General features: G+C 67.6%; 28 protein-coding genes. 11 read left to right on the top strand and 17 right to left on the bottom strand.

What is annotated here, in order from left to right:
- The first annotated feature begins 3 nt into the window (after positions 1-3).
- The 5 genes from HMPREF0975_RS07380 (at position 4) to HMPREF0975_RS07360 (ending at position 3,398) form a co-directional block, all read left to right on the top strand.
- Positions 4-543 (top strand): DUF2505 domain-containing protein, encoded by a 540-nt coding sequence (locus HMPREF0975_RS07380; protein WP_009233518.1) that lies wholly within the window; start codon positions 4-6, stop codon positions 541-543.
- 141 nt (positions 544-684) lie between these two features.
- Entirely contained in the window at positions 685-1,140 is a 456-nt protein-coding gene (locus HMPREF0975_RS07375; RefSeq protein WP_009233517.1) for an OsmC family protein, read from the top strand.
- Between the two features lie 67 nt (positions 1,141-1,207).
- Positions 1,208-1,924, top strand: coding sequence for a hypothetical protein (locus tag HMPREF0975_RS07370; RefSeq protein WP_009233516.1), 717 nt, complete (start codon positions 1,208-1,210; stop codon positions 1,922-1,924).
- Positions 1,921-2,811, top strand: coding sequence for a thymidylate synthase (locus HMPREF0975_RS07365; protein WP_009233515.1), 891 nt, complete (start codon positions 1,921-1,923; stop codon positions 2,809-2,811). Before HMPREF0975_RS07370 ends, HMPREF0975_RS07365 begins: the two co-directional genes overlap by 4 nt.
- Positions 2,808-3,398: a dihydrofolate reductase gene (locus HMPREF0975_RS07360; RefSeq protein WP_009233514.1), complete on the top strand. Its 591-nt coding sequence runs from the start codon at positions 2,808-2,810 to the stop codon at positions 3,396-3,398. Before HMPREF0975_RS07365 ends, HMPREF0975_RS07360 begins: the two co-directional genes overlap by 4 nt.
- Before the next feature lie 26 nt (positions 3,399-3,424).
- Here the strand turns inward: HMPREF0975_RS07360 and HMPREF0975_RS07355 are convergent, their stop codons facing one another.
- From HMPREF0975_RS07355 to HMPREF0975_RS07330, 6 genes are all read right to left on the bottom strand, one after another.
- Positions 3,425-3,820: a winged helix-turn-helix transcriptional regulator gene (locus HMPREF0975_RS07355; protein WP_009233513.1), complete on the bottom strand. Its 396-nt coding sequence runs from the start codon at positions 3,818-3,820 to the stop codon at positions 3,425-3,427.
- A 103-nt stretch (positions 3,821-3,923) separates the two neighbouring features.
- Positions 3,924-4,547, bottom strand: coding sequence for an NADPH-dependent F420 reductase (locus tag HMPREF0975_RS07350; protein WP_009233512.1), 624 nt, complete (start codon positions 4,545-4,547; stop codon positions 3,924-3,926).
- A 113-nt stretch (positions 4,548-4,660) separates the two neighbouring features.
- Positions 4,661-5,659: an ABC transporter substrate-binding protein gene (locus tag HMPREF0975_RS07345; RefSeq protein WP_009233511.1), complete on the bottom strand. Its 999-nt coding sequence runs from the start codon at positions 5,657-5,659 to the stop codon at positions 4,661-4,663.
- Positions 5,656-6,336: an ABC transporter permease gene (locus tag HMPREF0975_RS07340; protein ID WP_009233510.1), complete on the bottom strand. Its 681-nt coding sequence runs from the start codon at positions 6,334-6,336 to the stop codon at positions 5,656-5,658. The genes HMPREF0975_RS07345 and HMPREF0975_RS07340 overlap by 4 nt, the downstream gene beginning before the upstream one ends.
- Positions 6,333-7,070: an ABC transporter permease gene (locus HMPREF0975_RS07335; RefSeq protein ID WP_009233509.1), complete on the bottom strand. Its 738-nt coding sequence runs from the start codon at positions 7,068-7,070 to the stop codon at positions 6,333-6,335. Before HMPREF0975_RS07335 ends, HMPREF0975_RS07340 begins: the two co-directional genes overlap by 4 nt.
- Positions 7,067-7,966 (bottom strand): ABC transporter ATP-binding protein, encoded by a 900-nt coding sequence (locus HMPREF0975_RS07330; protein ID WP_009233508.1) that lies wholly within the window; start codon positions 7,964-7,966, stop codon positions 7,067-7,069. Before HMPREF0975_RS07330 ends, HMPREF0975_RS07335 begins: the two co-directional genes overlap by 4 nt.
- A 171-nt stretch (positions 7,967-8,137) precedes the next feature.
- Between HMPREF0975_RS07330 and HMPREF0975_RS07325 the strand changes: the two genes are divergently transcribed.
- Complete coding sequence (locus HMPREF0975_RS07325) at positions 8,138-9,139, top strand: zinc-binding dehydrogenase (protein ID WP_009233507.1); 1,002 nt, start codon at positions 8,138-8,140, stop codon at positions 9,137-9,139.
- 16 nt (positions 9,140-9,155) lie between these two features.
- Here the strand turns inward: HMPREF0975_RS07325 and HMPREF0975_RS07320 are convergent, their stop codons facing one another.
- Positions 9,156-9,332 (bottom strand): hypothetical protein, encoded by a 177-nt coding sequence (locus HMPREF0975_RS07320; protein WP_231382044.1) that lies wholly within the window; start codon positions 9,330-9,332, stop codon positions 9,156-9,158.
- Between the two features lie 123 nt (positions 9,333-9,455).
- Here HMPREF0975_RS07320 and HMPREF0975_RS07315 point away from each other — a divergent pair, with 123 nt between their 5' ends.
- Positions 9,456-10,229 (top strand): DeoR/GlpR family DNA-binding transcription regulator, encoded by a 774-nt coding sequence (locus tag HMPREF0975_RS07315; protein ID WP_009233505.1) that lies wholly within the window; start codon positions 9,456-9,458, stop codon positions 10,227-10,229.
- 101 nt (positions 10,230-10,330) lie between these two features.
- Here HMPREF0975_RS07315 and HMPREF0975_RS07310 read toward each other — a convergent pair whose 3' ends face one another.
- Positions 10,331-10,771 (bottom strand): VOC family protein, encoded by a 441-nt coding sequence (locus tag HMPREF0975_RS07310; RefSeq protein ID WP_009233504.1) that lies wholly within the window; start codon positions 10,769-10,771, stop codon positions 10,331-10,333.
- A gap of 209 nt (positions 10,772-10,980) precedes the next feature.
- On the opposite strand from HMPREF0975_RS07310, the gene HMPREF0975_RS07305 reads away from it, so the two are divergent.
- Positions 10,981-11,748, top strand: coding sequence for a DeoR/GlpR family DNA-binding transcription regulator (locus HMPREF0975_RS07305; RefSeq protein ID WP_009233503.1), 768 nt, complete (start codon positions 10,981-10,983; stop codon positions 11,746-11,748).
- A gap of 31 nt (positions 11,749-11,779) precedes the next feature.
- Here HMPREF0975_RS07305 and HMPREF0975_RS15575 read toward each other — a convergent pair whose 3' ends face one another.
- From HMPREF0975_RS15575 to HMPREF0975_RS07290, 4 genes are all read right to left on the bottom strand, one after another.
- Positions 11,780-11,938 carry a hypothetical protein gene (locus HMPREF0975_RS15575; RefSeq protein WP_156808213.1) on the bottom strand — a complete coding sequence of 53 codons (159 nt, stop codon included), beginning with the start codon at positions 11,936-11,938 and terminating at the stop codon, positions 11,780-11,782.
- Positions 11,939-11,950: 12 nt separating this feature from the next.
- The gene (locus HMPREF0975_RS07300; RefSeq protein ID WP_009233501.1) at positions 11,951-13,732 is read right to left on the bottom strand and encodes a carboxylesterase family protein; all 1,782 of its coding nucleotides are present in this window, start codon (positions 13,730-13,732) and stop codon (positions 11,951-11,953) included.
- A gap of 213 nt (positions 13,733-13,945) precedes the next feature.
- The gene (gene fumC, locus HMPREF0975_RS07295) at positions 13,946-15,382 is read right to left on the bottom strand and encodes a class II fumarate hydratase (protein ID WP_009233500.1); all 1,437 of its coding nucleotides are present in this window, start codon (positions 15,380-15,382) and stop codon (positions 13,946-13,948) included.
- A 95-nt stretch (positions 15,383-15,477) separates the two neighbouring features.
- Entirely contained in the window at positions 15,478-16,071 is a 594-nt protein-coding gene (locus HMPREF0975_RS07290) for a TetR/AcrR family transcriptional regulator (protein ID WP_009233499.1), read from the bottom strand.
- An 84-nt stretch (positions 16,072-16,155) separates the two neighbouring features.
- Here HMPREF0975_RS07290 and HMPREF0975_RS07285 point away from each other — a divergent pair, with 84 nt between their 5' ends.
- On the top strand, positions 16,156-16,536 hold the full coding sequence (locus tag HMPREF0975_RS07285) for a nuclear transport factor 2 family protein (protein WP_009233498.1): 381 nt from the start codon (positions 16,156-16,158) through the stop codon (positions 16,534-16,536).
- 40 nt (positions 16,537-16,576) lie between these two features.
- Here the strand turns inward: HMPREF0975_RS07285 and HMPREF0975_RS07280 are convergent, their stop codons facing one another.
- Positions 16,577-17,407: a phosphorylase family protein gene (locus HMPREF0975_RS07280; protein WP_442852329.1), complete on the bottom strand. Its 831-nt coding sequence runs from the start codon at positions 17,405-17,407 to the stop codon at positions 16,577-16,579.
- 38 nt (positions 17,408-17,445) lie between these two features.
- The gene (locus HMPREF0975_RS07275) at positions 17,446-18,894 is read right to left on the bottom strand and encodes a purine-cytosine permease family protein (RefSeq protein WP_009233496.1); all 1,449 of its coding nucleotides are present in this window, start codon (positions 18,892-18,894) and stop codon (positions 17,446-17,448) included.
- A gap of 301 nt (positions 18,895-19,195) precedes the next feature.
- Between HMPREF0975_RS07275 and HMPREF0975_RS07270 the strand changes: the two genes are divergently transcribed.
- Positions 19,196-19,384 (top strand): CsbD family protein, encoded by a 189-nt coding sequence (locus HMPREF0975_RS07270; protein WP_009233495.1) that lies wholly within the window; start codon positions 19,196-19,198, stop codon positions 19,382-19,384.
- A gap of 123 nt (positions 19,385-19,507) precedes the next feature.
- On the opposite strand, the gene HMPREF0975_RS07265 is transcribed toward HMPREF0975_RS07270, so the two are convergent.
- The 3 genes from HMPREF0975_RS07265 to HMPREF0975_RS07255 all read right to left on the bottom strand — a co-directional run bounded on the left by HMPREF0975_RS07265 (position 19,508) and on the right by HMPREF0975_RS07255 (position 22,173).
- A complete protein-coding gene (locus HMPREF0975_RS07265) occupies positions 19,508-20,671 on the bottom strand; it encodes an RCC1 domain-containing protein (RefSeq protein WP_049939574.1) in 1,164 nt (387 codons plus the stop codon).
- Between the two features lie 38 nt (positions 20,672-20,709).
- Positions 20,710-21,360 (bottom strand): hypothetical protein, encoded by a 651-nt coding sequence (locus HMPREF0975_RS17095; RefSeq protein ID WP_009233493.1) that lies wholly within the window; start codon positions 21,358-21,360, stop codon positions 20,710-20,712.
- A gap of 153 nt (positions 21,361-21,513) precedes the next feature.
- The gene (locus tag HMPREF0975_RS07255) at positions 21,514-22,173 is read right to left on the bottom strand and encodes a ferritin-like fold-containing protein (RefSeq protein WP_197274085.1); all 660 of its coding nucleotides are present in this window, start codon (positions 22,171-22,173) and stop codon (positions 21,514-21,516) included.
- 281 nt (positions 22,174-22,454) lie between these two features.
- On the opposite strand from HMPREF0975_RS07255, the gene HMPREF0975_RS07250 reads away from it, so the two are divergent.
- The coding region (locus HMPREF0975_RS07250; protein WP_009233491.1) for a DEAD/DEAH box helicase at positions 22,455-24,073 on the top strand (1,619 nt) is incomplete at its 3' end.

Genomic DNA, 24,073 nt, shown 5'->3' with positions numbered 1-24,073 from the left:
TGCATGAGGAAAACCATCACCATCACCTATCCCGCCGATCCCACCCGCACCGCCCAGATGCTCGCCAGTCCCGCTTACCAGGAGGGGAGGATCGCGCGAGCCGGACTCGACGACGCCTCGGTCGACGTCGCCCAGCGCGGTCAGGGTTTCGTCTCCACCATCTCCGGAAACATCCAACCCTCCCAGCTGCCCTCGGTCGCCTCGAAGCTGGTGCGCTCCGCCGTATCCTTCAGCGTGGCCGAGTCCTGGGGCGAGCCGGCGGACGACGGCTCACGTTCCGGCGGCTACGACGTGACGATCAAGGGCGCCCCGGTCAAGGTCAGTGCCACCTCCACCATGGCTCCGGCCACTGACAACGCTGAGAATGCCGAGAGCGCTGAGGACTCCGTTTCGACGCAGGCCACCGTGGTCACCGTCGACGTCGACCTGAAGGTCACCGTGCCCCTGGTGGGCAAGACCATTGAGGAAAAGGCCATGAGCATGGTGGACCGGGTCGTGGCGGACGAGGAGCGCCGCGCCGCCGCCTGGCTCGCTGAGCACTGAGCACCTCCACCGTCGCATATCCGCTCGTCCACTGTGAGCCTGGCCGCTAGGCGCCGTTATTCCCGGCTGCGCGCCTGGCGGACAGGCGCGCAGCACGGGCGTGTACGTGGACACCACCCCGATTCATGGCACGATCGGGCCATGAGCACATCAAGCATCCCCTCCTCCCCCGCCACGGCGGGCACTGCCGGTGCCGTGTGGGCCGAGCGCACGGGCACCCGCCAATACATCGGCCGCAACTCCGCCGGAGCCGAGGTGCGCGTCGGCATGGGCCCGGGCGAGTTCTCCCCCGGGGAGCTGATGAAGATCGCCCTGGCCACTTGCAACACCCTCTCGGCGGACCACCGCCTGGCCAAGGCCCTGGGCGAAGACTTCGAGGCCACAGTGGGCTGCTCCTCGGTCAAGAACGACACCGAGGAGCGCTATGAGTCCTTCCAAGTCGAGATCGTCGCCGATCTGTCCTCGCTCGACGCCGACCAGAGAAAGCTGCTCGACCAGAGGGTGGCGAGCGCGGTCGACCGCCACTGCACCGTGGGGCACACCGTCGAGCACGGCGCCACCTACACGACGACGATCGTCGACCCCGACGAGGATTGAGCGCTCGGCGCCCCCCACTGCCCCGCCCGCCATCGTCGCCGTCTGACACGCACATGAGGAGACAACCGTGAACGCCTCCGGCTCTGGGCGCTCCACCGCGTTGGAACGAGCCCTGGACAAGGCCATCGCCATCCCGGCGGCCCGCATCGAGGAACGCGCGGCGCGGATGCGCCGGGACCGTCCCGGAGCGGACGCAGCCGAGCTCGTCGAGATGGCTGCCTCCCGCTTCCGGCGGGATGCGGGACTGTCATCGGGCGCCGTCGGGGCCTCCGCAGCCCTGCCGGCGATCAGCACAGGCGCGGCGGCCGCTCTGACGGTGGGGCAGAGTGCCGCCTTCATCGCCTCGGCCGTCACCTACGTGCTGACGGTGGCGGAGATCCAGGGGATCCATGTGGTCGACGCCGAGCGCCGCCGGGCGCTGGTCCTATCCGCACTCCTGGGCAAGGAGGGCTCCGAGGCGGTCCAGGGCCAGCTGGGGCTGTCCACGATGTTCTGGGCGGCGCAGGTACTCATGCAGATGCCGCTGCCAACGGTGAAGTCGATCAACGCCCGCCTCATCAAGCGGGTGGCCAAGCGGTCGGCCGCCAAGGGCGGGGCGCTGGCACTGGGGCGTCTCATCCCCTTCGGGATCGGAGCCGCCATCGGCTGGTCCGGCGGGCGGGCACTGGCCAATCAGGTCATTGAAGGCGCGCAGGCCGCGCTCGGGCCGCAACTCGTCCTGGGCGGCCCCAGCACCTACATCAGTGATATGAACGACCCCAGCGTCGAGGTGATCGACGTATGAGCGACACCGGCGCACCCGGGCCGACGTCGGCGGCCGCCCGGTACCCGGCCCTGGAGCAGATGGGGCTCGTCCCCCCGCCAGGTGTCGACGTCGCCTACGAGAACCTGCTGGCCGACGTCCTGACCAACGGTGCCCCGAAATCGGACCGCACCGGCACCGGGACCCACTCGCTCTTCGCCCGTCAACTGCGCTACGACCTGGCACGGGGATTCCCCCGTATCACCACGAAGTTCGTGGCCATGAAGGCCGTCAAGGGCGAGCTGCTGTGGTTCCTGCGGGGCGACACGAACGTGCGCTGGCTCCAGGAACGGGGCATCGCGATCTGGGACGAGTGGGCTGACAATGCCGGTGAGCTGGGGCCGGTCTACGGCGCCCAGTGGCGCTCCTGGCCCACGTGTGACGGGGGCGCCATCGACCAGATCACCGGGCTCATCAACACGCTGCGCACCGACCCGGACTCGCGGCGCATGCTGGTCTCGGCCTGGAATGTCTCCGATCTGAGCTCTATGGCTCTGGCCCCCTGCCACGCCTTCTTCCAGTGCTATGTGGCCGATGGCCGCCTGAGCCTGCAGATCTACCAGCGCAGCGCCGACCTGTTCCTGGGGGTGCCCTTCAACATCGCCTCCTACGCGCTGCTCACCCACATGCTCGCCCAGCAGGCGGGCCTGGAACCCGGTGAGCTCATCTGGACCGGCGGGGACTGCCACATCTACGACAACCACGTCGAGCAGGTCCGCACCCAGCTCTCCCGGGTGCCGAGCGCATACCCCTTCCCGACGCTGCGCCTGGAGCGTGCCGCGTCCATCGACGCCTACGACATGGATGACATCGATGCCTCCCAGGGCTATGAACATCATCCCGCGATCAAGGCCCCGGTCGCGGTATGAGCGGCCTGGGAATGATCTGGGCCCAGGACGTGACCGGTCTCCTGGGGGCCGACGGCGACATGCTGTGGCGCGTGCCCGCGGACTTCGCCCACTTCAAGGCCACGACCATGGGCTGCGGGCTGGTCATGGGGCGTACCACCTGGGAGTCGCTCGGGGGCGCCCTGCCCGGTCGGCGCAACGTGGTCCTCACCCGCGACCGGTCCTGGCAGGCCGAGGGCGCGATCCGTGCCGGTTCGCTGCGCGAGGGGCTCTCGGTCGCGGCGCGGGGCCTGGCCGCGGAACTGGGTCACGACCCCCGTCAGGGGGCGGCCGTAGGGCTACCGCGCATGTGGGTGATCGGCGGCGGCAGCGTCTACGGGCAGGCCCTAGCCGAAGGCCTGCCCGATGTGCTCGTTGTCAGCGTCTTGGATCTGGATGCCACCGAGCGGGCCCGCGAGCGCGCTCTGCCCGCCTCGGCGCTGGTGCGCGCACCGGGGATCAGCACACAGGAGTGGGCCATTGATCCGGCCCTGTCCGACCCGGAGGGTCAGTGGCGCCCCGTGTCCGGGGACGCGCGCTGGCGAGTGGAGATCTGGCGGCACCTCTAGACGCGCTCAGTGGGCACAATGGGTACTCAGTGGGCGGCGTCATAGCGCGCTCGGGCCTCACTGACAGTGCCGAGGTGATCGGTGGCCCAGGTCTCGACCTGAGCGAGTGCCTCCGCCAGCCCCCGACCCGAGTCGGTGAGCTCGTAGGTCACTCGCGGCGGGATCTCAGGGTACTGATGGCGCTTGAGAAGGCCATCGCGTTCAAGCCCCCGTAGGGTCTGGGTGAGCATTTTGGTGGAGATGCCGTCGACTCGGGCCGATATCTCCTTGAAGCGTTGCGGCTGGTCCGCATGATGGAGCGCCCCGACGACGAGCACGGTCCACAGGTCCCCGAGTGACTTGAGTAGGCGGCGTGAGGGGCAGCTGCGGCTATAAGGGTCGGGGGCCATCTCCATGCCGGTCGGCTTCTCAGTATCGGCCACGTTGTCTCCTCGTGCGCTTGGTCACCGATCCGTCGTCGGGCGCCCATGAGTGTGAGCGCCCGACGACGGACATGGGTGACAGGCTACCTGCGAACCGGGCGCCTCACTCGGACACGACGGCAAGGCCTCCGGTCCAACCGATCTGCTCAGTGACGGCCAGGGCGATGTTCAGCGCGCCGAGCGCCTCCAGACGCTCCGCCCGCTTGAGCTCGCCAGCGTCTGCCCACGTCAGTCCGGCGGCCTCGATGAGCGCACGCAAGCTCGTCTTGGCCTCCGCGGAGTCGGAGGCGGCCAAGACGGTTGTCGGGCGAGCGCCGACGGTGCCGGTCGCCAGGACGGCGGCGAAGACGGTGTTGAAAGCCTTGACCACCTGGGCATCCGGGAGTCTCACGGCGAGCTCGGCGGCCGCAGAGCTACCGGCCGGAACGAGAGAGTCGAGGGTGGTGAAGTCCAGGGGGTTGGTCGGGTCGACGACAACCTTGCCGGCGAAGGCCCTGGCGCCATAGGTAGCGATGACGTCGTCGATGGCGGCGTAGGGCAGGGCGAAGACGACGATGTCGCCGCTCAGGGGCGAGCCGATCTCAGCGACTTCGACGCCCGACAGGCCGGTGACCTTGGAGGTGTCGCGTACCAGGACCTGAGTGCTGGCGCCGGCCTTGACCGCCAGACCTGCGACAGCTGATCCGATGTTGCCGGCGCCGATGATGGAGATGGAGGGGACTGACATGAGAGCTCCTTAGTGTTGTTGGTGGACGAACACCCATACTCTCCCACACATAGTCACTTCCCTAAAGAGAGTGAGTGCGTGAAAGAGAACATACTGGTGGCGGAGCAGGCCGTTCAGAGGAGCTTCTTGGATGTGAGCCAGTCGGTGGCGATGACCTTGGAGCTCAGTCCCTCACCGGTGGAGCGCTGGTTGAGGGCGCGCAGCTCGTCGGGGGTCAGTAGAGCCGAGACCCGGTTGATGGCGGTCACCGCGATGGCGGGCAGTGAGGCGGACACCAGTGGGGTGACGTTCTGCGGAAGGATGAGCATCTGGGGATCGGACAGGACGACGAGGTCCTGCGTCTGGATGACGGGGTCCGAGGAGTAGATGTCGGCGACGTCGACGGTGCCGTCAGTGAGCGCCTTGACGGTCAGCGGCCCGCCGGAGTCCTCTACTGGCGTGACAGAGGCCTCGACGCCGTAGACGGCCTTGAGCCCCTCGGGCCCATAGGGCCGGGTGGTGAACTCGGAGTTCGCGGCGATCGTAATGGGCCGCCCCAGGGAGGCCAGGTCTGCGATCGAGGCCAGGGAGTGGGCCTGGGCGGTGGCCCGGGTGACGGTCAGTGAGTCCTGATCCGTAGCCTCGGCCGGGGTCAGGACGGTCAGGGAGCGCGGCAGAGTCGTCAGCAGGGTGTCCTGAATGGAAGTGGTGTCGCTTGCGGCGCGGGAAGGAGTGGCGGTGCCGGTAGCGGTGGAGGGACTACCTGAGCCGGCGGTCTTGCTGTAGTACTCCAGCAGATTGCCTCCGTACTCAGGGATGACGTGGATCTTGCCAGCCTCGAGCTCGGGCAGGTAGACCTCGCGCTGGCCGATCTGGTACTGCCGGGTGACAGTCAGGCCCGCCTTCTCCAGCATCTGGGCGTAGAGCTCGGCGATGATCTCGTTGGAGTAGTACTGCTGGCTGCCAATGATGATGGGACCGCCGGAATAGCCTCCCGAGGCCCGGTCGATGGCGAAGGGATCGGTGTCGGAGCAGGCGCTGAGCGCGACCAGGCCGCCCAGCGCGCCGACGCCAGCCAGCAGGCCACGTCGCGTCAGTGGTTCTCCGGAGCGCGTGCTGGGGTGTGCGGTCATGCGGTTTCCTTCCGGTGCTGCCGGACGCCCGGGGGCGTGACAGCCCACTGAGCGAGGGCGAAGAGGGCCTCGGAGGCCAGGGCGAGGGCGATGACCAGCATTGCCGAGGCGAGCATCATGACGTAGTCCTGAGTCTTGAGTCCCAGGAACATGAGCCGGCCCAGCCCACCGGCGCCGGTGTAGGCGGCCAGCGTGGCGGTGGAGATGACCTGGAGGCTGGCCGAGCGCAGCCCGCCAATGAGCAGCGGCGCACCCAGAGGGATCTCGACGCGCCCCAGAATCTGGAGCTCGCTCATGCCGCTGGCCCGGGCCCCGTCGACGGCCATGACGGAGGCCGCACGCACGCCGCTCATAGCTCCGGCCAGGACGCTGGGCAGGGCCAGGACGACGAAGGCGATCATGGGAGCGGTCAAACCGACGCCGAGCGCGAGACCGAACATGGTGATGAGGCCCAGGGTGGGCAGAGCGCGGGCGGCACCGCTGAGCGGCTGCACCCAGCTGCGCCCGCGACCGGTATGGCCCACCCACCAGCCGGCGGGAACCCCGATGAGGGCGGCGATGAGGACGCCAGCCAGCGAGTACACGGCGTGCTGGATCATCAGCGACCCGATCCCCATGGCCCCACTCCAGTGAGCGGGGTCGGTGATGTAGGCCAGGGCGGCCAGGACGAACCTCATGCCTCATCCTCCTGGTTCTCCCGGCCGTCATCCTCGCGGCCGCCGGCTGCAGGCACCTGTGCGGGCCACCCGGCCGTCTGAAGCACCTGTCCGGCACCGGCGCGTTTCCACGTCCATGGCAGGCACAGGCGCCCTAGGGCGAGAATGATCCCGTCCAGGACGAGGGCCAGGACCGCGGTGGCCACCAACCCGGTGACGATCTCCGCGGTGATGCCGCGCTGGAACCCGTCGGTGAACAGCCAGCCCAGGCTGCGCACGCCGAGTACCGCTCCGACGGTGGTCAGCGAGATCGTCGAGACGGTCACCACCCGCAGGCCCGTGAGGATCGCGGGTCCTGCCAGCGGCAGCTCGACGGTGAGGAAGCAGCGGAAGCGTCCCATGCCCATGGCGGTCGCGGCGTCCAGGACTCGCCCGTCGACGGCGTCGAGCGCATCGGCGGTGGCCGGAACCAGCAGCGCCAATCCGTAGAGGGTCAGGGCGACGATGACGTTGAACGGGTCGCGGATCCCAGTGGCCAGGATGATGGGAAGGATGACGAACAGCGCCAGCGACGGGACGGCGTAGAGCAGGGAGGAGCCGGTCACTAGCACGGCGCGCAGAGGGCGGGCCGCGCGGGCCAGTCTGGCGATGGGGATCGCCAGGACGAAGGCGGCGAGAATCGCGGGAACCGCCTGGAGCAGGTGGGCCAGCAGGTGCCCGGCGATGGTGGGCAGGTTGGCCAGGACCCAGCTCATGCGCTACTCGCCACACTCTCAGAACTCTGCGCACTGCCCGGCTTCGTGGTCACCGGCTCATCGGACAGGCGCCCGACGGCGCGGCCAGCCTGGTCCAGGACGATCCGGGTGTCGACGACATCCTTGAGCCGTAGCTGGCGTGCGGCGTCATCGAGTCCGAGGAAACGGGCCACGAAGTCGTCGGCCGGGTCGGCGAGCAGCTCTGCTCCACTGCCTCTCTGAGCGACCCGGGCGCCCTCGCGCAGGAGGATGATCTCGTCCCCTAGGGCCAAGGCCTCGTCGACGTCATGGGTGACGAAGATGATCGTCTTACCCAGCTCGGCCTGAATCCGGACCATCTCGCGCTGGAGCTCGCGGCGCACGAGGGGATCGACGGCGCCGAAGGGCTCATCCATGAGGAGAACCTCGGGATCAGCGGCCAGAGCCCGGGCCACGCCAACCCGCTGGGCCTGCCCTCCGGAGAGCTGGTGGGGGTAGCGCCCCGCCAGGTCGCGATCGAGGTCGAGCATGTCCATGAGCTCGAGGGCCCGTTGCCGGCAGTCACGGCGGTCCGCGCCCTGGAGGCGGGGCACGAGAGTGATGTTGTCGATGACGCGTCGGTGCGGTAGCAGCCCCGCGTTCTGCATGACGTAGCCGATGGACCGACGCAGGGCAACGGCATCGCGGGCGGCGATGTCCTCATCATCGATGAGCACTGCACCGCTGGAGGGCTCCACCATGCGGTTGACCATGCGCAGCAGGGTGGTCTTGCCGCAGCCGGAGGATCCCAGCAGGACGGTGGTGGTGCCGGCCTCGATGCGGGCCGAGAAGGAGTCGACGGCGGGGGCACCGGATCCGGCGCCCCTCCCGGCCGGGTACAGCTTGGTGACGGCGTCGAAGATGATGGTGCTGCTCATAGAAGGTGCCGGATATCCTCTCCTGGCCGCAGACAGCACGACCGTATAGCGTGCCGCAACCGTACCAGCCGTCACTTGCTGAACTGCCGGAAGGCAGGCTTTACCAAGGCGATTGGTGCAGGATTGAAAGCAAACACCCAGGTACCCGCGAACAACCTCGGAGGCGCACGCATGACGGACATCACCGACAGCGACGCTCCCGCCACGATGCTGGCGGCTCAGCTCAGTGAATCGGGCAGCATCGGCAACCTCCGTATCGTCGAGCTTCCGATGCCGGTGCCTCCGGATGGCTGGGTGCGTCTGAAGGTCATGGCCTTCGGCCTCAACCGCAGCGAGTACCATTCCGTTCACGGCCTGGCTGAGGGGATGACCTTCCCGCGCATCCTGGGGATCGAAGCCTCCGGGGTCATCGACCTGGACCCGGAGGGCATCCTGGAACCCGGCACCCAGGCTGTCACGATGATGGGTGGGATGGGACGGCTCTTCGACGGCGGTTACGCCCAGTACGTTGTCGTGCCGCGCACGCAGATCATCACCTTCCATTCCAGCCTGCCCTGGGAGGTCATCGGCTCGGTGCCTGAGACACTGCAGACGGCCTACGGAACCCTGACCACAGGCTTGGATCTCCAGCCGGGGCAGAGCCTGCTCGTACGCGGAGGCACCTCGGCGCTCGGACTGGCCACAGCCGCGCTCGCAGCCGACATGGGCTGCCGGGTCTATGCGACCTCTCGCCGCGAGGCCGGGCTGGAGCTGCTGCGCTCACGAGGCGCCACCCCACTCCTGGACGACGGGAAGGTCGCTCCACGGCTGCGCGAGGCAGAGCCGAGTGGGGTTCACACCGTCCTTGAGCTGGTCGGCGTGCCGACGCTACGGGACTCGCTGGCAGCGACGGCGGTTCACGGAACGGTCTGCTTCTCCGGGATGCTGTCGGACTCATGGACGATTCCCAATTTCTACCCGATGGACTGGATCCCCAACGGGGTGCGTCTGACCACCTACTCCGGCCAGGCCCAGGACCTGCCGGCGGAGGTGCTTCAGCGGACCCTGGATCGGATCGAGTCGGGCGATCTCGATCTCCTGCCCATCCACTCCTACCCTCTGGCCGACATCGCCCAGGCGCACGAGGACATGGCCTCGGGACGCCACATGGGCAAGCTCGTCGGTCTGCCGTAGGACTAAGTCGGCGCGCTCAGGCTGCCAGTGACACGGCGTCATCGACTCGGAAGTCACCCTTGATCAGGGCCTGGATGCCTTGTGCGTAGGAGCTTGCCGTAGGTCCTGCAGTGCGTGCCAGCACATCCTCCAGCCAACGGGAGTAGGCGGTACCGGCGGCATTGGCAACACGGTTGAGAGCAATTTCGATCACGATAATCTCCTTGGTGAATCTCTGGTATTTCAACGAGTTCTGCGCCGATCTCTGTCGACACCCACTACTGTAGGAGACCATATGATCATCTGAAATCTTCATTTAGACGTAAAGTGATCATCCGTGAGTACCTTCTCCCCCACCAGCCGTCAGCGTCAGATCCTCAAGAGCCTGAGCACGACGACGGTCATGAGCGTGAACGCCCTGTCGCGACTCACCGACGTCTCCGGAGTGACGATTCGTCGCGACCTTGCGGAGCTCGCTCACAAGGGCCTCGTCACCCGCGTCCATGGAGGTGCGCTGCGCGCACCCCGGCGCGGGGCCAGCCAGCCAATCTCCTTGCGCCGCGGCGAGGACCTGGAGGCCAAGAGGGTGCTGGCCCGGGCCACGGCAGAACTCATCGATGACGGGGAGAGCGTCATCATCGACAACGGAACCACCTGTGAGATGGTGGCTGAGAAGCTCGTCGGGCGCGACATCCGGGTCCTGTGCCTGTCACTGTCGGCCGCAGCAGCACTGGCATCCACGCCCGGCCCGATCGTCACCGTTCCCGGAGGGATTGTCGAGACCGACACACTGGCGATGCTGACGACAACCGCGGTCGACGCCGTGCGCCGCTTCCGCGCTGACGTCGCCGTTCTGGGAGCCTGCGCCGTCTCCGCGCAGAGCGGCCTGACCTGCACCGAGGATCACGACGCCGTTCTCAAGGCAGCCATCATCGGTTCCTCGGCTCGATGCCTTATGCCCGCTCCACCGCGCAAGCTGACGCGGTCCTCCACCTACGGGTTCGGCGAGCTGAACGACCTGGACACCCTGCTGACGACGACCGCCATCGACCCGGAAACGCTGACAGGCCTGCAGGAGGCAGGCGTGTCCGTCGAGATGCACGACGTATAGAGAGACACAGCTGCTCGGCAACACGGTGGGGCCACGCCGTCAGGCGCAGCCCCACCGGGGAGTACCAGGGGTTACTGAGTGCTTTCGTAGTCTCTTCCGGCTCAGAAGGTCGGGCGCAGGGCGACGTCGTCGGAGTAGTCGGAGGCGACGAGTTCGACGCGGTTGCCCTCGGGGTCGAGCACGGTGGCCTCGTAGTAGCCGTCTCCGGTCTCGCGGGGTCCGTCGATCACCGGTACACCGGCCTCGGACATGTTGGAGGCCAGGCGGTCGACGTCGTCACGCCCGGGCAGGCCGAAGGAGACGTGTGCCCAACCCAGCGCGTCGGTCTCTCGCCGCTCGGCGAGCTCCGGACGGGTCATGATCTCCAGGCGGGTTCCCCGCTCGTCCGCGGGGGTCTCGGCGAAATGGAGGATGTGGGTGCGCAGGCCGGTCTTCGGGTTCTCGTAGAGGCCGTTGGCGTGCCCGTCGAACCAGTGGGAGTAGAAGTCGCGGGCGCCGTCGAGGTCGGCGACCCAGATGGCAACGTGGTCGAGGTGCGGCATGATCGTTCCCTTCGTGACGGTGCAGAATCACTGTAAATGACCAGAGATGATCGCACGATCATTCTTCTCAACAGTGATTTTCTGCTGTTAATTCAACGGATTAGCTGAACCGCTCTCCGTTGACACCAACAGTAAAAGACCATACGATCATTGTCATTGCTCGTTCCCAGGCAAAACGATCACCTCATCGCTGTTGAAGCGGAGGAAGCATGCCCAACAGTCCCCACGAGAGGCGCCGCACCATCCTGCGGGCCCTCAGCCCCACCACGGTCCACAGCGTGCAGGCGCTGTCCCGACTGACCGGAGTCTCAGTCATCACCATCCGACGGGACCTGACCGAGTTGGCCCATGAGGGTCTGGTGATTCGGGTCCACGGCGGGGCCCTGCGCGCTCCGCGCCGTGGGGCCGCCCGACCAGCCGCCATGCGCCGCGGTCAGGACGTGGAGATCAAGCGCCGCCTGGCGCAGGCTACCGCCGAGCTCATCGAGGACGGAGAGGCGGTCATCATCGACTCCGGGACCACCTGTGAGATGGTGGCCGAGCAGCTCGCCGGCCGCGATATCCGGGCCCTGTGCTTGTCGCTGGGTGCCGGTGCGGCACTGGCCTCCGTGCGCGGGGCCGCGGTAACCATCGCGGGTGGCCCGGTGGATCCGGAGTCCCTCTCCCTGTTCTCCGCCGAGGCGGTCGACTCTGTTCGCGCCTTCCGGGCCGACGTCGCGGTCCTATCCACCTGCGCCGTGTCCACCCGCGAGGGGCTGACCGTTATGGAGTCCGACGATGCCATGGTCAAGCGCGCCATCAAGGCCTCCTCCACCCGGCGCATCCTGCCGACCGCGCCGAGCAAAATCACTCAGACCAATACCTATCGGTTCGGCCGTATCGAGGACCTCGACGCGCTGCTGACGACAAGCCAGATCGATCCCGACGCCCTCGAGGAGCTACGGGGTGCCGGGGTCGACGTCGTGCTGTGCGACTGACCGCCGGCAGCCGAGCCGGGATCGAACCGACTCAGCCAAGAAGCGCCGCAATGGTGCAGGAAGCGGCCAGCAGCGGGAAGGTCCCTTGCTTGGCTGCCGCGCTGCGGTGGGGCGCCAATGCCAGGACCAGGACGACCACAGCCGCCAGCATCGCCTCGGTACCGATGCTGTTCCCCAGGACAATGCTCAAAGCCTCCCGCGCTCAGGAAGTCGCCTGCTGGGTCACCCAGGCGATGAAGTTCTCCTCACCGGAGCCGGTCAGCTCGGCCATCGTGTGCCCCTGACCCCAGATGGTGGCGAAGTCGACGCTGCCGGCTCCGGCTTGCTGGAGCGCCAGGGCGAGGTTGACCTCCACGGTGGAGGCGGTGTCGCCCTGGGTGATGCCGGTGCGGATTCGCCAGGCCGGGGCGATAGTCGACGTACCACGCCCCTTGGAGTCCTGGGTGAGGTAGTAGAGGGGGTCGTACATCGACACGCGCGTGGCCATGTCGGTGCCGACCGAATCCTTCGTAGCAAGGTCCTTCTCGTACGCGGCGACACCGTAGTCGTTGCTCCAGCCGCTGAGGGCGGAGTACTTCGACTGCCCCTTGGAGATGACCTCGCGGCTCGAGGAGGAGAAATGCAGCTTGTTCTCCCCTGATCCCATGACGAGATTCTCGGTCTGGGCGCGGTCGACGCCGTCGAAGGCTCCCACATCCTTGGAGGCGTTCTTCTGGGAGGTGACGAAGCCCTCGAGGCCGGTGATCGTCGCGGTATTGGTGGAGGCGTCGTAGGCGACCCACCGCGAGGAGGAGTTGAGAGAGGCGATGTACTCCTCCACCGTGTTGTAGGTGGTGGTCTCGCTGCTTGATTGACCGTCCGGCCCGCCACTCGAGGGCGCACCACCGCCACCGGGTCCCATGCCGGCCATCTCGGTGGATGAGGGCGTGTAGGGGAAGGAGGTGGCGGACAGGAAGTCGTTGAGGGATTTCTGGATGACCGCCACGAGGTGGTCGTAGTAGGAGCCGGCCAGATAGGTGCCCTTCGAAGAGCTCTCCAGGCTCAAAGGCTTGCCGTCCGAATCGGTCAGCTTCAGCTCGTTGAGATAGGCGGGGAAGGCCGCCGCGAGGTCCTGGGAGTAGGCCCTCGTCCAGGTGCCCTCGGCCCGGGTGCCGGAGGAGGCGAACTGTCCCATGTTCCACTCGTAGGCGGCGTTGGCGCTGTCCAGGGTGGTGATGGGGCACCAGCACATGGCTCCGGCGACGGCGTCGGACAAGGCCTTTCCGCTGGTGTCGGTGGTGGCGGCGCCCAGGGCGGCCAGGTAGGGGGCGAAGAGCCCGCTGTCGCCCGAGGCCCCGGCCACGGCGCTCTGGGCACCTCCTCCGCTGTGCCCGAAGACATAGACCTTGGCGGCGTCGCCGGGGATGGAAGCGGCGTTGTAGCGCCGGTAGCGCACGGCGGCCTTGAGGTCGGTAACGCCCCAGGGCGCGTTGCCGGAGTAGGTCTGGGAGTTGGAGTCCTTGCCGCGAAGGCCGGCGTGGACGTAGATGAAACCGGCCTCCATGTAGGCCTTGATGGTGTCGTAGGAGTACTCGCTGGGCGGCTTCTGGGCGGAGTAGCCCGGGGTGTTGACCGGGAGGACAGTCGGTGCCGTGGCGGCCGTGAAGCTGCCGACGGCGCCTGAGGCATTGATCGTGGCGGTGTAGGTGCCGTTGCCGTTGTCGGTTCCGGTGAAATAGGCGCCAGGCACGTAGATGCCCAGAGTCTCGTAGTCTGAAGCCTGGGGCGTGGCCACGTAGCTCAGACCCAATTGGTAGTAGACGTCGCCCGTCGCGTCATAGCGCCAGGCGGCGCTGTCAAGGGTCAGCTTCGGGTCGGTGGGGGCCTGCGACGACGCCGTGGCGGAGGCCTGTGAGGCGGTTCCTCCACTCGAACAGGCCCCCAGTCCCAGGACTCCCGCCGCAGCGGGCAGGGCGGTGAGGACGGTGCGTCGCGACAGGTTCATAGTGGTTCCCCTTCCATACCGTGGTCCGAGTCATGATCCACTTGTCTTCTGCGTGCTTGGCTTCAGCACATCACCCTAGAACAGGGTTCCTCCCATAACCGACCTGTGGCTTTCCTGTGGGAGTGAAGGACAAGGACGATGACGGTTCCCGCCTCCTGAGATGGAGGGCGGGAACCGTCATCGTGCTCGGTGGTCGGGGACCGGAGTCGGGGTTCAGTCCTCAGCGGCGCTGGGGTGGGTCATGTCCATGGGCACGACCCACTTGTCGAACTCCTCGGCAGTGACGAAGCCGAGCTCGAGGGCGGACTCGCGCAGGGACAGGCCCTTGTGGTGGGCGTTCTTGGCGATCTTGGAGGCCTTGTCGTAGCCGATGTGGCGGTTGAGGGCGGTGACCTGCATGAGGTTGGTCTCCAGGTTGGCCTCGATCCGCTCGGTGTTGGGCTCGATGCCGTAGGCGCAGTTGGTGTCGAAGGAGACGCAGGCGTCGCCCAGGAGCTGGATGGACTCCAGGACGCACCAGGCCATGACCGGCTTGAAGACGTTGAGCTGGAAGTTGCCCTGGGAGCCGGCGAAGCCGACGGTGGCGTCGTTGCCGAAGACCTTCGTGGCCACCATGGTCATGGCCTCGCACTGGGTGGGGTTGACCTTGCCGGGCATGATCGAGCTGCCAGGCTCGTTCTCCGGGATGATGAGCTCGCCGATGCCGTTGCGGGGGCCGGAGGCGTACCAGCGCACGTCGTTGGCGATCTTCATCAGGGCGTCTCCCAGGACGCGCAGGGCGCCGGAGACCTGGACCAGGGCGTCGTGAGCGCCCAGGGCGGCGAAGAGGTTGTCCGCCTGAGTGAACTCGATGCTGGTCTCCTCGCTGATCTTGGCCGCGCACAGGGCCCCGAACTTCGGGTGGGCATTGAGACCGGTGCCCACGGCGGTGCCGCCGATGGCGAGCTCTCGGGCGCGGGAGTCGGCGTAGCGGATGCCGTCGAGGGCGAAGTCGATCTGGGCGACCCAGCCGCTGATGACCTGGCCCAGGGTGATGGGGGTGGCGTCCTGCAGGTGGGTTCGCCCGACCATGACGACGTCGGCGTAGGCCTTGGCCTTGGCGTCCAGAGTGTCGCGCAGCTGCTGGACGCGCGGGTACATGGCGGCCAGCTCGTTGACGACGGCGATGTGCATGGCCGTGGGGAAAGTGTCGTTGGAGGACTGGCCGCGGTTGACGTGGTCGTTGGGGTGGACCGGGGTCTTGGAGCCCCGCTCGCCGCCAGCCAACTCGATGGCGCGGTTGGAGATGACCTCGTTGGAGTTCATGTTGGACTGGGTGCCCGAGCCGGTCTGGAAGACCACGAGCGGGAACTCGGCATCGAGGTCACCGGCGATGACCTCGTCACCGGCCTTGGCGATGAGGTCGGCGATGTCGGTAGGCAGCTCGCCGAGCTCGGCATTGGCCAGGGCGGCGGACTTCTTGAGGATTCCCAGGGCCTTGATCATGGGGCGGCCCCACACGAAGGTCTCGCGGCCGATATCGAAGTTGTGCAGGCTCCGCTCGGTCTGGGCCCCCCAGTAGCGGTTGGCGTCCACCTCGATGGTGCCCATGGAGTCGGATTCGGTACGGGTCGTGACGGCCTGGTCTGGCGTCTTTGCATCAGTTGTCATAGGTGCAAGGTTAGGCGCACACGATCGTCGACGGGCGAGGACGGGCGTCCCACGCGTCTCAGATCGCTACCGGCCGACGGCGTCGTTACGGCGGCTCATGACGACCGGAGCTGTTCCAGAGCCAGGTCGAGCAGGTCCGCGAGATGCTCGCCTCCGTCGATGGTTCGGGGCTCATGGAGATGACCGGTGATCTGCAGGGCGGCCAACCCATGAAGCAGGACCCAGACGATGGTGGCAATCTCACGAGTCGGCCCGGGGCGCAGCAGATCGGCATCCTGGGCCTGAGCAACGAGCTCGCCGACGGCGGACATGGCGTCGTCGGCAGCCTCCTCCAACCCGGGATCCGGCTCGGCAATCGGCGTGTCCCCGAAGACCAGCTGGTAGTGATGGGGGTGCTCGACAGCGTAGTCGATGTAGGCCCGACAGCCGGCGTGCACCCGTTGCCAGGCATCCTGATGGCGCTCCGCGCCGTGACGAATCCATCCCGCAATCTGTCGCAGCGTTCGCTCGGCCAGTGCGCGCATGAGCGCCGCCTTGTCCGCGTAGTGACGATAGGGCGCTGAGCGGGACACACCAGCGGCTTCTCCGACGGCGCGCAGCGTCACCGCCTCAGGCCCGCTGTCCTCGAGCAGCCTTGAGGCTGCATCGAGGATGGCGGCACGAGTCGGTGCTGAATCACGGGGGCTCACGAATCAAGCCTACCCACATGTTGACAACGTCAACTTCAAGGCTATGCTGACATTGTCAACATAGCCTTCTGAAAGGGACGATTCATGACCGACTCCACCCAGACCAACGCCGACTTCGACGCCGCCTACCTGCGCACCTGGACCGAACCTGACGCGAGCAAGCGCCTTGCGCTCATCGAGCAGGTGTGGGCCCCCCAGGGCTCACTGCACGTCTCCTCACCCGGCCTGTCTCTGACCGGAACCACCGATATCGCGGCGCACATCGAACACGTTCACAACGATCTCATCGCGAACAAGGGACTGACCTTCGCCTACGACCAACGTGCGGAGTCCGGTGACGCGCTACTGCTGCGCTGGTCGATGACCGCACCGAACGGCGACGTCGTCGGGCGCGGAGTTGACACCGTCTTCCGCGATTCCGATGGCAAGGTGACACGCGCCTACATGTTCATGGGTGTGAACTGACCCGAACTGGGATCAGACGTCGCAGTACACGTCCGACCCCCTACGATATCGCCGCCAGCACCGCCTGGATGCCGGCGGCGATCGTCGCGTGCGCGGCGGCCGCGAGGCGAACGACCTCGTCGGGATCGGTGGGCGCCTGCGCAAAGGACAGGTCGGAGACGATGCTCATGCCAGCCACGCGCACGCCGAGCTGATGCAGAGCGATGGCCTCCATGACCGTGGACATGCCCACGCAGTCGGCGCCGACGGCCTCCAGCATCCGGGTCTCCGCCATGGTCTGGTACTCCGGGCCGCGCAGGGCGGCATAGACGCCGGACCGCTCTGTCACGGCGCCCGCCGCCTCGGCGAGCTCGGCGTCCCAGACCCCGCGCACATCGACGAAGACCGGACCGGTCAGGGGTGAGGATCCGGTGAGGTTGAGGTGATCGATGATGGTCATGACCTCGCCGATCCTCCAGCTGCGCAGGCAACCACCGGCATTGACCAGGACGGCGCCGCGCACGCCGGCAGCGGCCGCGATACGGGCCAGGGCGACCACCGGCCCGGGGCCGTGCCCCTCGTAGAGGTGGGTGCGTCCCTGGGCCACGAGCACGCGCCGTTCTCCCCCGCCCTCCTGTTGACCGCGGCCGACGACGTAGGAGTCGAGGCGGTCTTCGTGCCCCGGGGCGACCGGTGCGAGGACGCCGGGCAAGTCCGACAGGGGCAGGCTCGCCGCCGGCTCACCCCAGGCGGCCAGGGCGCCAGCGGCGCCGGAGCCCAGGACCACCAGGAGATCGTGTCGAGGAGCGCCGGTGCGTCGGGCTACCTGATGGGCGCCTTCCATGACCGCACCGGGACCTTCCGCTCCTGCGGAGGCGCACAGAGCCTCCATGCGTTCAGGCTCGAGGGCGAAGCCAGCGGCGGCGGCGTTCAAGGGCGGGCCTCCTGCCGTGCCACCCGTCCCCGCCCCAGGACGAGGTGCCCGATCAGGCCGATGAGCAGTGCGGCCAGTACGCCGAGGTTCGCCCCGGACCAAGTGCCCTCACGGCCGCCCAGCGGCCCGAGCAGATAGCCCTGCCAGGACAGCCAGGAGGCGGCAGAGTTGACCACCAATCCCCAACCGACGATGGAGCCGGCAGCCACTAAACCGATGGCCTCCCAGTTGACCGAGCCGTAAACGCCGTCGGGAGTGAAGAGCGCCTCCTCATCATAGTCGCGACGGCGCAGGACAACCTCGGCGACCATCACTCCCGCCCAGGCGGCGATGATGACACCCAGAGTGGTCAGGAAGCCCTGGAAGGGGCCGAGGAAGTCGTCGGCGCCGAAGATGACAGCGATGGTGCCCACGGTCATGATGGTGGCGTCGATGGAGGTGGCCACGTGACGGCGTACGGGTAGACCCGTAGCCAGCAGGGACAGGCCCGATGAGTACAGATCCATGATGATGCCCCCAGCCAGCCCCAGAATGGCGACGATAGCGAAGGGGACGAGGAACCAGGCGGGCAGGATCGTGGTGAGGGCTCCGATGGGGTCGGCGTTGATGGCCTGGCCGAGGGCGGCGTCGGAGCCCACCAGGAGGACGCCGAAGAAGACGAGGATGACGCAGGGCAGGGCCGAGCCCAGCGTCGTCCAGCCGATGACACCGGCCGTCGAGGCCTTGCGGGGCAGGTAACGGGAGTAGTCGGCGGCGGCATTCACCCAGCCCAGACCGAAGCCGGTGGCCACCATAACTAGAGCGCCGACGAAGGCCGCCATCCCACCGGAGGGCAGGGCCAGGAGCGCACGGAGGCTGATCTGGGGCGCTACGAGGATGAGGTAAACGACCGTGAGGATGCCGGTGGCCCAGGTGATCCAGGTCTGCACCCTCATGATGGCCTCGAAGCCGAGGATGCCGGCGCTGGCCGCCAGGCCGACGGTGAGCAGGAAACCGAGGATCTGGGCGCCGACCTGGTTGTGCCAGCCCAGCGCCTGGAGCACCGTCGCCGAAGCGAGGGTGGCCGAGACGCACAGGACGGTCTCCCAACCCACGGTAAGGATCCACGACAGCGCTGCCGACAGTCGGTTGCCGTTATACCCGAAGGCGGCTCGGGACAGGGCCAGAGTGGGAGCGCTGCCCCGCTTGCCCAGGACGGCGATGACGCCGCACAGGAAGAACGACAGGACGACGCCGACGGCGCCGGCCACGACCGCTTGCCAGAAGGACAGGCCGAAGCCGAGTACCCAGGCGCCCCAGGACAGTCCCAGGACCGAGATGTTGGCGGCGAACCACGGCATGAAGAGGTCGCTGGGCCGGCCTTTGCGATCAGACTCGGCGATGACGTCGAGACCGACGTTCTCGACGCGGGTGGCGGTGGGGGCATCGGCAGCTGCACTGCTCATGGGCGATCGACCTCGGTATCGGAATCGGGGCGCCTCTGGCGGAGATGAGGCATTGAACGAGGAAAACGGCACTGGACGTTGTGAAACGTTCAAGGTGAAGTGTACGGCCTCGACAGCCCGGCGGTCTCAGTCAAGAGTGCCGCCGCGGCCTCCACCTCAGAAGATAAGAAAACCGCACGATCTACATGGTTTCCATAGTAATTCTCACTATATATGGAGCGGCGTCCCAGGCGACGGCCTGTAGTGTTGAGCTATCCGCTATGTCTCCACCTCGGGAGACTCACCACGGAAAGGAGCTCTCATGAGCGACAACGGAACCTTCGACAGGATCGCCGGCAAGGCCAAGGAGGCCGCGGGCAAGGTCACTGGCAACAAAGAGACGGAGACCGAGGGCAAGCTTCAGCACGCCGAGGGCAAGGTCAAGGAAGTCGCAGAGGATGCCAAGGACGCCGTCAAGGGCGCGGTCAACCGCCTCAAGGGCGACAAATAGAACCTCCCGACGCTGAGAACTAGCAGGAGCCCAGCCCCTTTCAAGAGGGGCTGGGCTCCTGCCGCGCGTGCCGCGCGACCGTGGAATGCCTCTGGTACGCGACTCAGCCCTGGCGGGCCGGCCTCAGCTGTCCGCGGGAATGAGGGTCGGCGCCACATTGACGACGCTCTGCGAGGGATCGGCCTGCCCCCACGAGTTGTTCCCCCAGGTCCAGGTCCCCTTGTCGACCGTTGCCCACGTGTCGTAGCCGGACGTGCCGATACGGGTCACTCCTTCAACCTTGTCGACCCGCACCAGTCCGGACGGGGAATCGGAGACAGCACCGTTGACCTGGCCGTAGCGGTTGGATCCGAAGCACCAGACGGCTCCCCCGGCCAATGCGCAGGTGTGCTCATAGCCCGAGACGAGCTCACTGGGAACCACGGGCAGCTTGCCGACCTCGACGGCCTGGTTGACGAGCGCCTCGTCGGTCTTCTTACCGAGCTGACCGACCTCATTGGCCCCCCAGGCGTACACAGCACCCGAGTCGTCCACGGCCACGGCGAAGCCCTTGCCCACGCTCAGCGCGGAGATCTTGACCTTCTCAAGGCCGGGCACCGCCGTCGGCGACACGCGCGCGCCCTGAGTATTGGCCTGAGCATCGGCACCCCAGCAGGAGACTCCGACACCGCCGGAGGAGCAGATGAAGGACCCGCTACCAGCACGCAGTAACGCCGGCTTCGTGGCGCCAGGAGCCGCAGCGGACGGGGCCAAGGCCGACGACTTCCCGCCGGGCCAGAGCCAGTGCCCTCCCAGGGCACCTCCTACCAGCCCGATCACGAGAAAGCCGACTGCGATCACGGGCAGGATCCAGTTGGGGCGCGGAACACCATCCGTGTACTGGACAACACCCTGACTCGACGGAACCTCGGTCACGGCGGGCAGCGGCTGGAGGCGGAAGCCCTGCGGCTGGGGCTGCGTCGGTGTCACCGTCTGCGGCTGGGGCTGCTCGGCTCCCGACGGCTGCGATTGGACCCGAGTCACGCCGGAGTCGGCGCCGTAGCCACTCGTGTAAGCGCCATCGGAGGCGAAGGCGCCCCCCGATACCCCAGAGGCCGGGGCGGGCTGCTGTGCGGACGGGTACCTGGTGGACTCGGAGGAGTATCCAGCGGATGAAGCCATCTGTTCCAGCTGCGCGCGCTGCTCGGGCGTCCAGGCATGGCCGTCGCGGAGAGCCTCCCGAGCGCGTTCAGGACTGCCGCCGATGAACCACAGCATCTTGTCCCCGTCGAGCATCCGGTCATCCATGGGCCAGATTTCTCCTCAAGGCCGAGAACCAATGCGCGTCAGTATGTCAGCCGGCGGCGCGCCATGAGCATGGCGGCACCCGTAGCACTTGCCCCCACGGCCATCCAGGCGGCGGTCGTTCCGGCACCGGTCTGCGCCAGAACAGGACGACCGGCAGTGCCGGCACCGCCCTGCCGGGGAGCGATGGTCTGCTCACGGGAGGCGCCGGCAGAGCCCTGAGTGGGCCCCTCACCGGACGCCGCAGGAGCACCCTCGGAGGACTCCTCGGACCCTCCAGCCTGGGGCGCCTGTTGCTCAGGAGCACTGCCCGCGCCGGAGGTGCCGCCCTGGTCCCCCTGGCCCTGCTCCGCCGGCGCAGCCGGACTGTCCTGCTGCCCCGTGGAATCGTCGACGCCGGGCGCCTGCTGGCCGGCATCGTCTCCGGGAGCAGGCGCAGGGGCCGGGGCGGGCTCAGGAACGGGGGCGGGAGTCGGAGCGGGCTTGTCGACGATGGGGTTGGGGTTAGGGTTGGGATCGGCGGGGGCGGGCGTAGTGGGCTGAGGGTCCGTGGGGGAGGGCTTGGCCTCACCGGCCTGCGACGCCGCCTGCTCGGTTGTCTGAGCAGTGTCCGAATCCGCAGCAGCCGCTCCAACGGGAATAACGGACAGAGCGACAGCCGCGGACGCGGCCATCCACACGCTTCGCTTCATGGGAACTCCTTCAATATCGAGAACCGCGGGTTCTCGAGGCGGGTCATAGGGTTTGGATGCCGACACTTTACCCGGCAGAACCCCGGTCATGTCACGCCGCCGACACGGGCACCACTCCCACTGTTAGATACCTCACATTATAATCATGCGCCGTTAGACCCTCAGCCCCAGCCCTTTCATCCGCGAGACGGCCCCCTGGGACAGGACCGTGTGGAGCCGCTCGGGGGCAATGGTTCCGAGCAGCTCGGGGAACTGGGCGAGCAGCCGCTGGAAGGAGCCGATCTCCTCGCCGACGACGCGCCTGCCCCACAGCCCCAGGCGCGCAGCCAACTGCGGGTCGGCGGCGATAACGGTCTCCAGCTCGGCGATGGCGTAGGAACCGATCGGGTCCAGGCTCAGCTCGTCAATGAGTCCGCCGCGCAGAGGCTCGGCCAGCGAGTCGCTCAGCGCCATACCGAAGTCGATGAGCAATCCGAAGGCGATATAGGTCTTGACCAGGCGCTCGGCCCAGTCCAGGGGACGCAGGCGCTCGTCGAAGTCGCCGAGCACGTCCGTGAAGCGCTCAGCCGCGCCAGCGGCGTCGATACCGTGCTCCGCAGCCAGGGCAACCACACGATCGAAGGAGCCGACCTCCCAGGCACTCATGCGCAGCAGGTCGACTCGGGCGCCCATCTGCGGGGCGCGGTCGGCGTCTTTGGCGTAGCGCGTACAGGCCGCCGTCCTAGAGATGGCGACAATGCCGACCACGGAGAGCTCGTGAGGACCAACCCGCATCGGGGAGGGGGCACTGGGCTGCGGAGACGGCGTCGACATCTGAGTCATGGCCCCAATCGTAGCCAGGTCCGCCGCACCACGACGCAGCACCGTGACATCAGCCACGCCCATGGCACGTTTCTCCGCCCAAAGGCGCCATCTGGGCGTTTTCCAGCTACGCTGACAGGGTCCACGGTTGCCCGGTCGTCAGATGGACTCAGATAACTCGCGATCGGCTGCCATACCCGACGGCGCCCGCGCCCACGCAGCGCACCTCTGCCGTGCGCGCGAGCGACAGCCGCGCCAGACCGGAACAACCTGATCAGAAGACAAGGAACCTCGTGACCAACGAGCAGCACGGGGCCGACGCCGTCGAGCCCAGCAACAACTCCACAGACGAGAACGCAACCGCCAACGCCGCAGGCACGTCCACCAGCACCGCGGCTTCCGGGATCCTCGAGACGGCCGGAGCCCACGCACCTGTCCTGGACGAGGCCACACCCGACATCACCGATGAGGGCAACCGGACCGACCTGACTCGCAAGACCTTCGCCGATTTCGGTGTTGAGCCTGAGATCTGCGACGCCCTGTCCGCCAAGGGCATTACCCACCCCTTCCCCATCCAGGCCCTCACCCTGCCGGTGGCCCTGGAGGGGCAGGACATCATCGGCCAGGCCAAGACCGGTACCGGTAAGACCCTGGGCTTCGGCATCCCTCTGCTCATGGACACCCTGGGCCCCGGGGAGGAGGGCTGGGACGAGGACCCCGCCTCCGGCAGCCCGCAGGCCCTGGTCATCCTGCCCACCCGCGAGCTCGCCAAGCAGGTCGCCGAGGAGCTGTCCACCGCCGCCGCCAGGCGGACCGTGCGCATCGTCCAGGTCTACGGGGGCCGCGCCTACGAGCCCCAGATCGAGGACCTCGAGCGGGGCGCCGAGGTGGTCGTGGGAACACCCGGCCGCCTCATCGACCTCATGGACCGCGGTGTGCTGGACCTGGCCCACGTAACCACCGTCGTCCTGGACGAGGCCGACGAGATGCTGGATCTGGGCTTCCTGCCGGACGTGGAGAAGATCCTGGCCCGCACTCGCACCGACCGGCACACGATGCTGTTCAGCGCCACGATGCCCGGCGCCGTGGTCGCTCTGGCGCGCCGCTACATGACCCGCCCCACCCACATCCGCGCCCAGGACCCGGGCGATGAGGGCATGACCGTCCAAACCGTCCAGCAGGTCGTCTATCGCACCCACTCGATGAACAAGGTCGAGGTCGTCTCCCGGATCCTGCAGGCCGAGGGCCGCGGGCGCACGATCATCTTCGCCCGCACCAAGCGCACGGCAGCCCGGGTGGCCGACGATCTGCGGACGCGCGGTTTCGCCCCCGCGGCCCTCCACGGAGACCTCGGCCAGGGGGCCCGGGAACAGGCCCTGCGCGCCTTCCGTAACGGCAAGGTGGACGTGCTCGTGGCCACCGACGTGGCCGCCCGCGGCATCGACGTCGACGACGTCACGCACGTCATCAACTACCAGTGCCCCGAGGACGAGAAGATCTACGTCCACCGCATCGGGCGCACCGGCCGCGCCGGCAACTCCGGCACAGCGGTCACCTTCGTGGACTGGGACGACGTGCCTCGCTGGAGGATCATCGCCAAGGCCCTGGGACTACCCATCGAGGAGCCGGTGGAGACCTACCACACCAGCAAGCACCTCTTCTCCGACCTGTCGATCCCCGAGAAGGTCACCGGCCGCCTCCCCCGCCACAAGCGCACCCTGGAGGGCCTGGACGCGGAGGAGATCGAAGATCTGGGCGAGACCGGCAGGCACGGGCGCAAGCAGCCCGGTCGGCGGGGAGGGCGCGGTGGGCGCGACGGCAACAGCCAGCGGGGCCGCGGCAGCAGGGACACCAAGCGCGGTGAGCGCTCGCGCTCCCGACGCTCGGCCGATGACGAGGCGAAGCCCCGGCG

The sequence above is a fragment of the Actinomyces sp. oral taxon 849 str. F0330 genome (assembly GCF_000239715.1).
GTDB classification, from domain to species: Bacteria; Actinomycetota; Actinomycetes; order Actinomycetales; family Actinomycetaceae; genus Actinomyces; species Actinomyces johnsonii.
Note: the sequence above shows the minus strand (reverse complement) of the source record. Positions and strands in the feature narration are given on the sequence as shown.

What these genes read in the sequence shown, in the direction of transcription:
- HMPREF0975_RS07380 (WP_009233518.1), top strand. Translation starts at nt 4, where the DNA reads ATGAGGAAAACCATCACCATCACCTATCCCGCCGATCCCACCCGCACC.
- HMPREF0975_RS07375 (WP_009233517.1), top strand. Translation starts at nt 685, where the DNA reads ATGAGCACATCAAGCATCCCCTCCTCCCCCGCCACGGCGGGCACTGCC.
- HMPREF0975_RS07365 (WP_009233515.1), top strand. Translation starts at nt 1,921, where the DNA reads ATGAGCGACACCGGCGCACCCGGGCCGACGTCGGCGGCCGCCCGGTAC.
- HMPREF0975_RS07360 (WP_009233514.1), top strand. Translation starts at nt 2,808, where the DNA reads ATGAGCGGCCTGGGAATGATCTGGGCCCAGGACGTGACCGGTCTCCTG.
- HMPREF0975_RS07350 (WP_009233512.1), bottom strand. Translation starts at nt 4,547, where the DNA reads ATGTCAGTCCCCTCCATCTCCATCATCGGCGCCGGCAACATCGGATCA.
- HMPREF0975_RS07345 (WP_009233511.1), bottom strand. Translation starts at nt 5,659, where the DNA reads ATGACCGCACACCCCAGCACGCGCTCCGGAGAACCACTGACGCGACGT.
- HMPREF0975_RS07340 (WP_009233510.1), bottom strand. Translation starts at nt 6,336, where the DNA reads ATGAGGTTCGTCCTGGCCGCCCTGGCCTACATCACCGACCCCGCTCAC.
- HMPREF0975_RS07335 (WP_009233509.1), bottom strand. Translation starts at nt 7,070, where the DNA reads ATGAGCTGGGTCCTGGCCAACCTGCCCACCATCGCCGGGCACCTGCTG.
- HMPREF0975_RS07330 (WP_009233508.1), bottom strand. Translation starts at nt 7,966, where the DNA reads ATGAGCAGCACCATCATCTTCGACGCCGTCACCAAGCTGTACCCGGCC.
- HMPREF0975_RS07325 (WP_009233507.1), top strand. Translation starts at nt 8,138, where the DNA reads ATGACGGACATCACCGACAGCGACGCTCCCGCCACGATGCTGGCGGCT.
- HMPREF0975_RS07310 (WP_009233504.1), bottom strand. Translation starts at nt 10,771, where the DNA reads ATGCCGCACCTCGACCACGTTGCCATCTGGGTCGCCGACCTCGACGGC.
- HMPREF0975_RS07305 (WP_009233503.1), top strand. Translation starts at nt 10,981, where the DNA reads ATGCCCAACAGTCCCCACGAGAGGCGCCGCACCATCCTGCGGGCCCTC.
- HMPREF0975_RS07300 (WP_009233501.1), bottom strand. Translation starts at nt 13,732, where the DNA reads ATGAACCTGTCGCGACGCACCGTCCTCACCGCCCTGCCCGCTGCGGCG.
- fumC (WP_009233500.1), bottom strand. Translation starts at nt 15,382, where the DNA reads ATGACAACTGATGCAAAGACGCCAGACCAGGCCGTCACGACCCGTACC.
- HMPREF0975_RS07285 (WP_009233498.1), top strand. Translation starts at nt 16,156, where the DNA reads ATGACCGACTCCACCCAGACCAACGCCGACTTCGACGCCGCCTACCTG.
- HMPREF0975_RS07280 (WP_442852329.1), bottom strand. Translation starts at nt 17,407, where the DNA reads ATGGAGGCTCTGTGCGCCTCCGCAGGAGCGGAAGGTCCCGGTGCGGTC.
- HMPREF0975_RS07275 (WP_009233496.1), bottom strand. Translation starts at nt 18,894, where the DNA reads ATGAGCAGTGCAGCTGCCGATGCCCCCACCGCCACCCGCGTCGAGAAC.
- HMPREF0975_RS07270 (WP_009233495.1), top strand. Translation starts at nt 19,196, where the DNA reads ATGAGCGACAACGGAACCTTCGACAGGATCGCCGGCAAGGCCAAGGAG.
- HMPREF0975_RS07265 (WP_049939574.1), bottom strand. Translation starts at nt 20,671, where the DNA reads ATGGATGACCGGATGCTCGACGGGGACAAGATGCTGTGGTTCATCGGC.
- HMPREF0975_RS17095 (WP_009233493.1), bottom strand. Translation starts at nt 21,360, where the DNA reads ATGAAGCGAAGCGTGTGGATGGCCGCGTCCGCGGCTGTCGCTCTGTCC.
- HMPREF0975_RS07255 (WP_197274085.1), bottom strand. Translation starts at nt 22,173, where the DNA reads ATGTCGACGCCGTCTCCGCAGCCCAGTGCCCCCTCCCCGATGCGGGTT.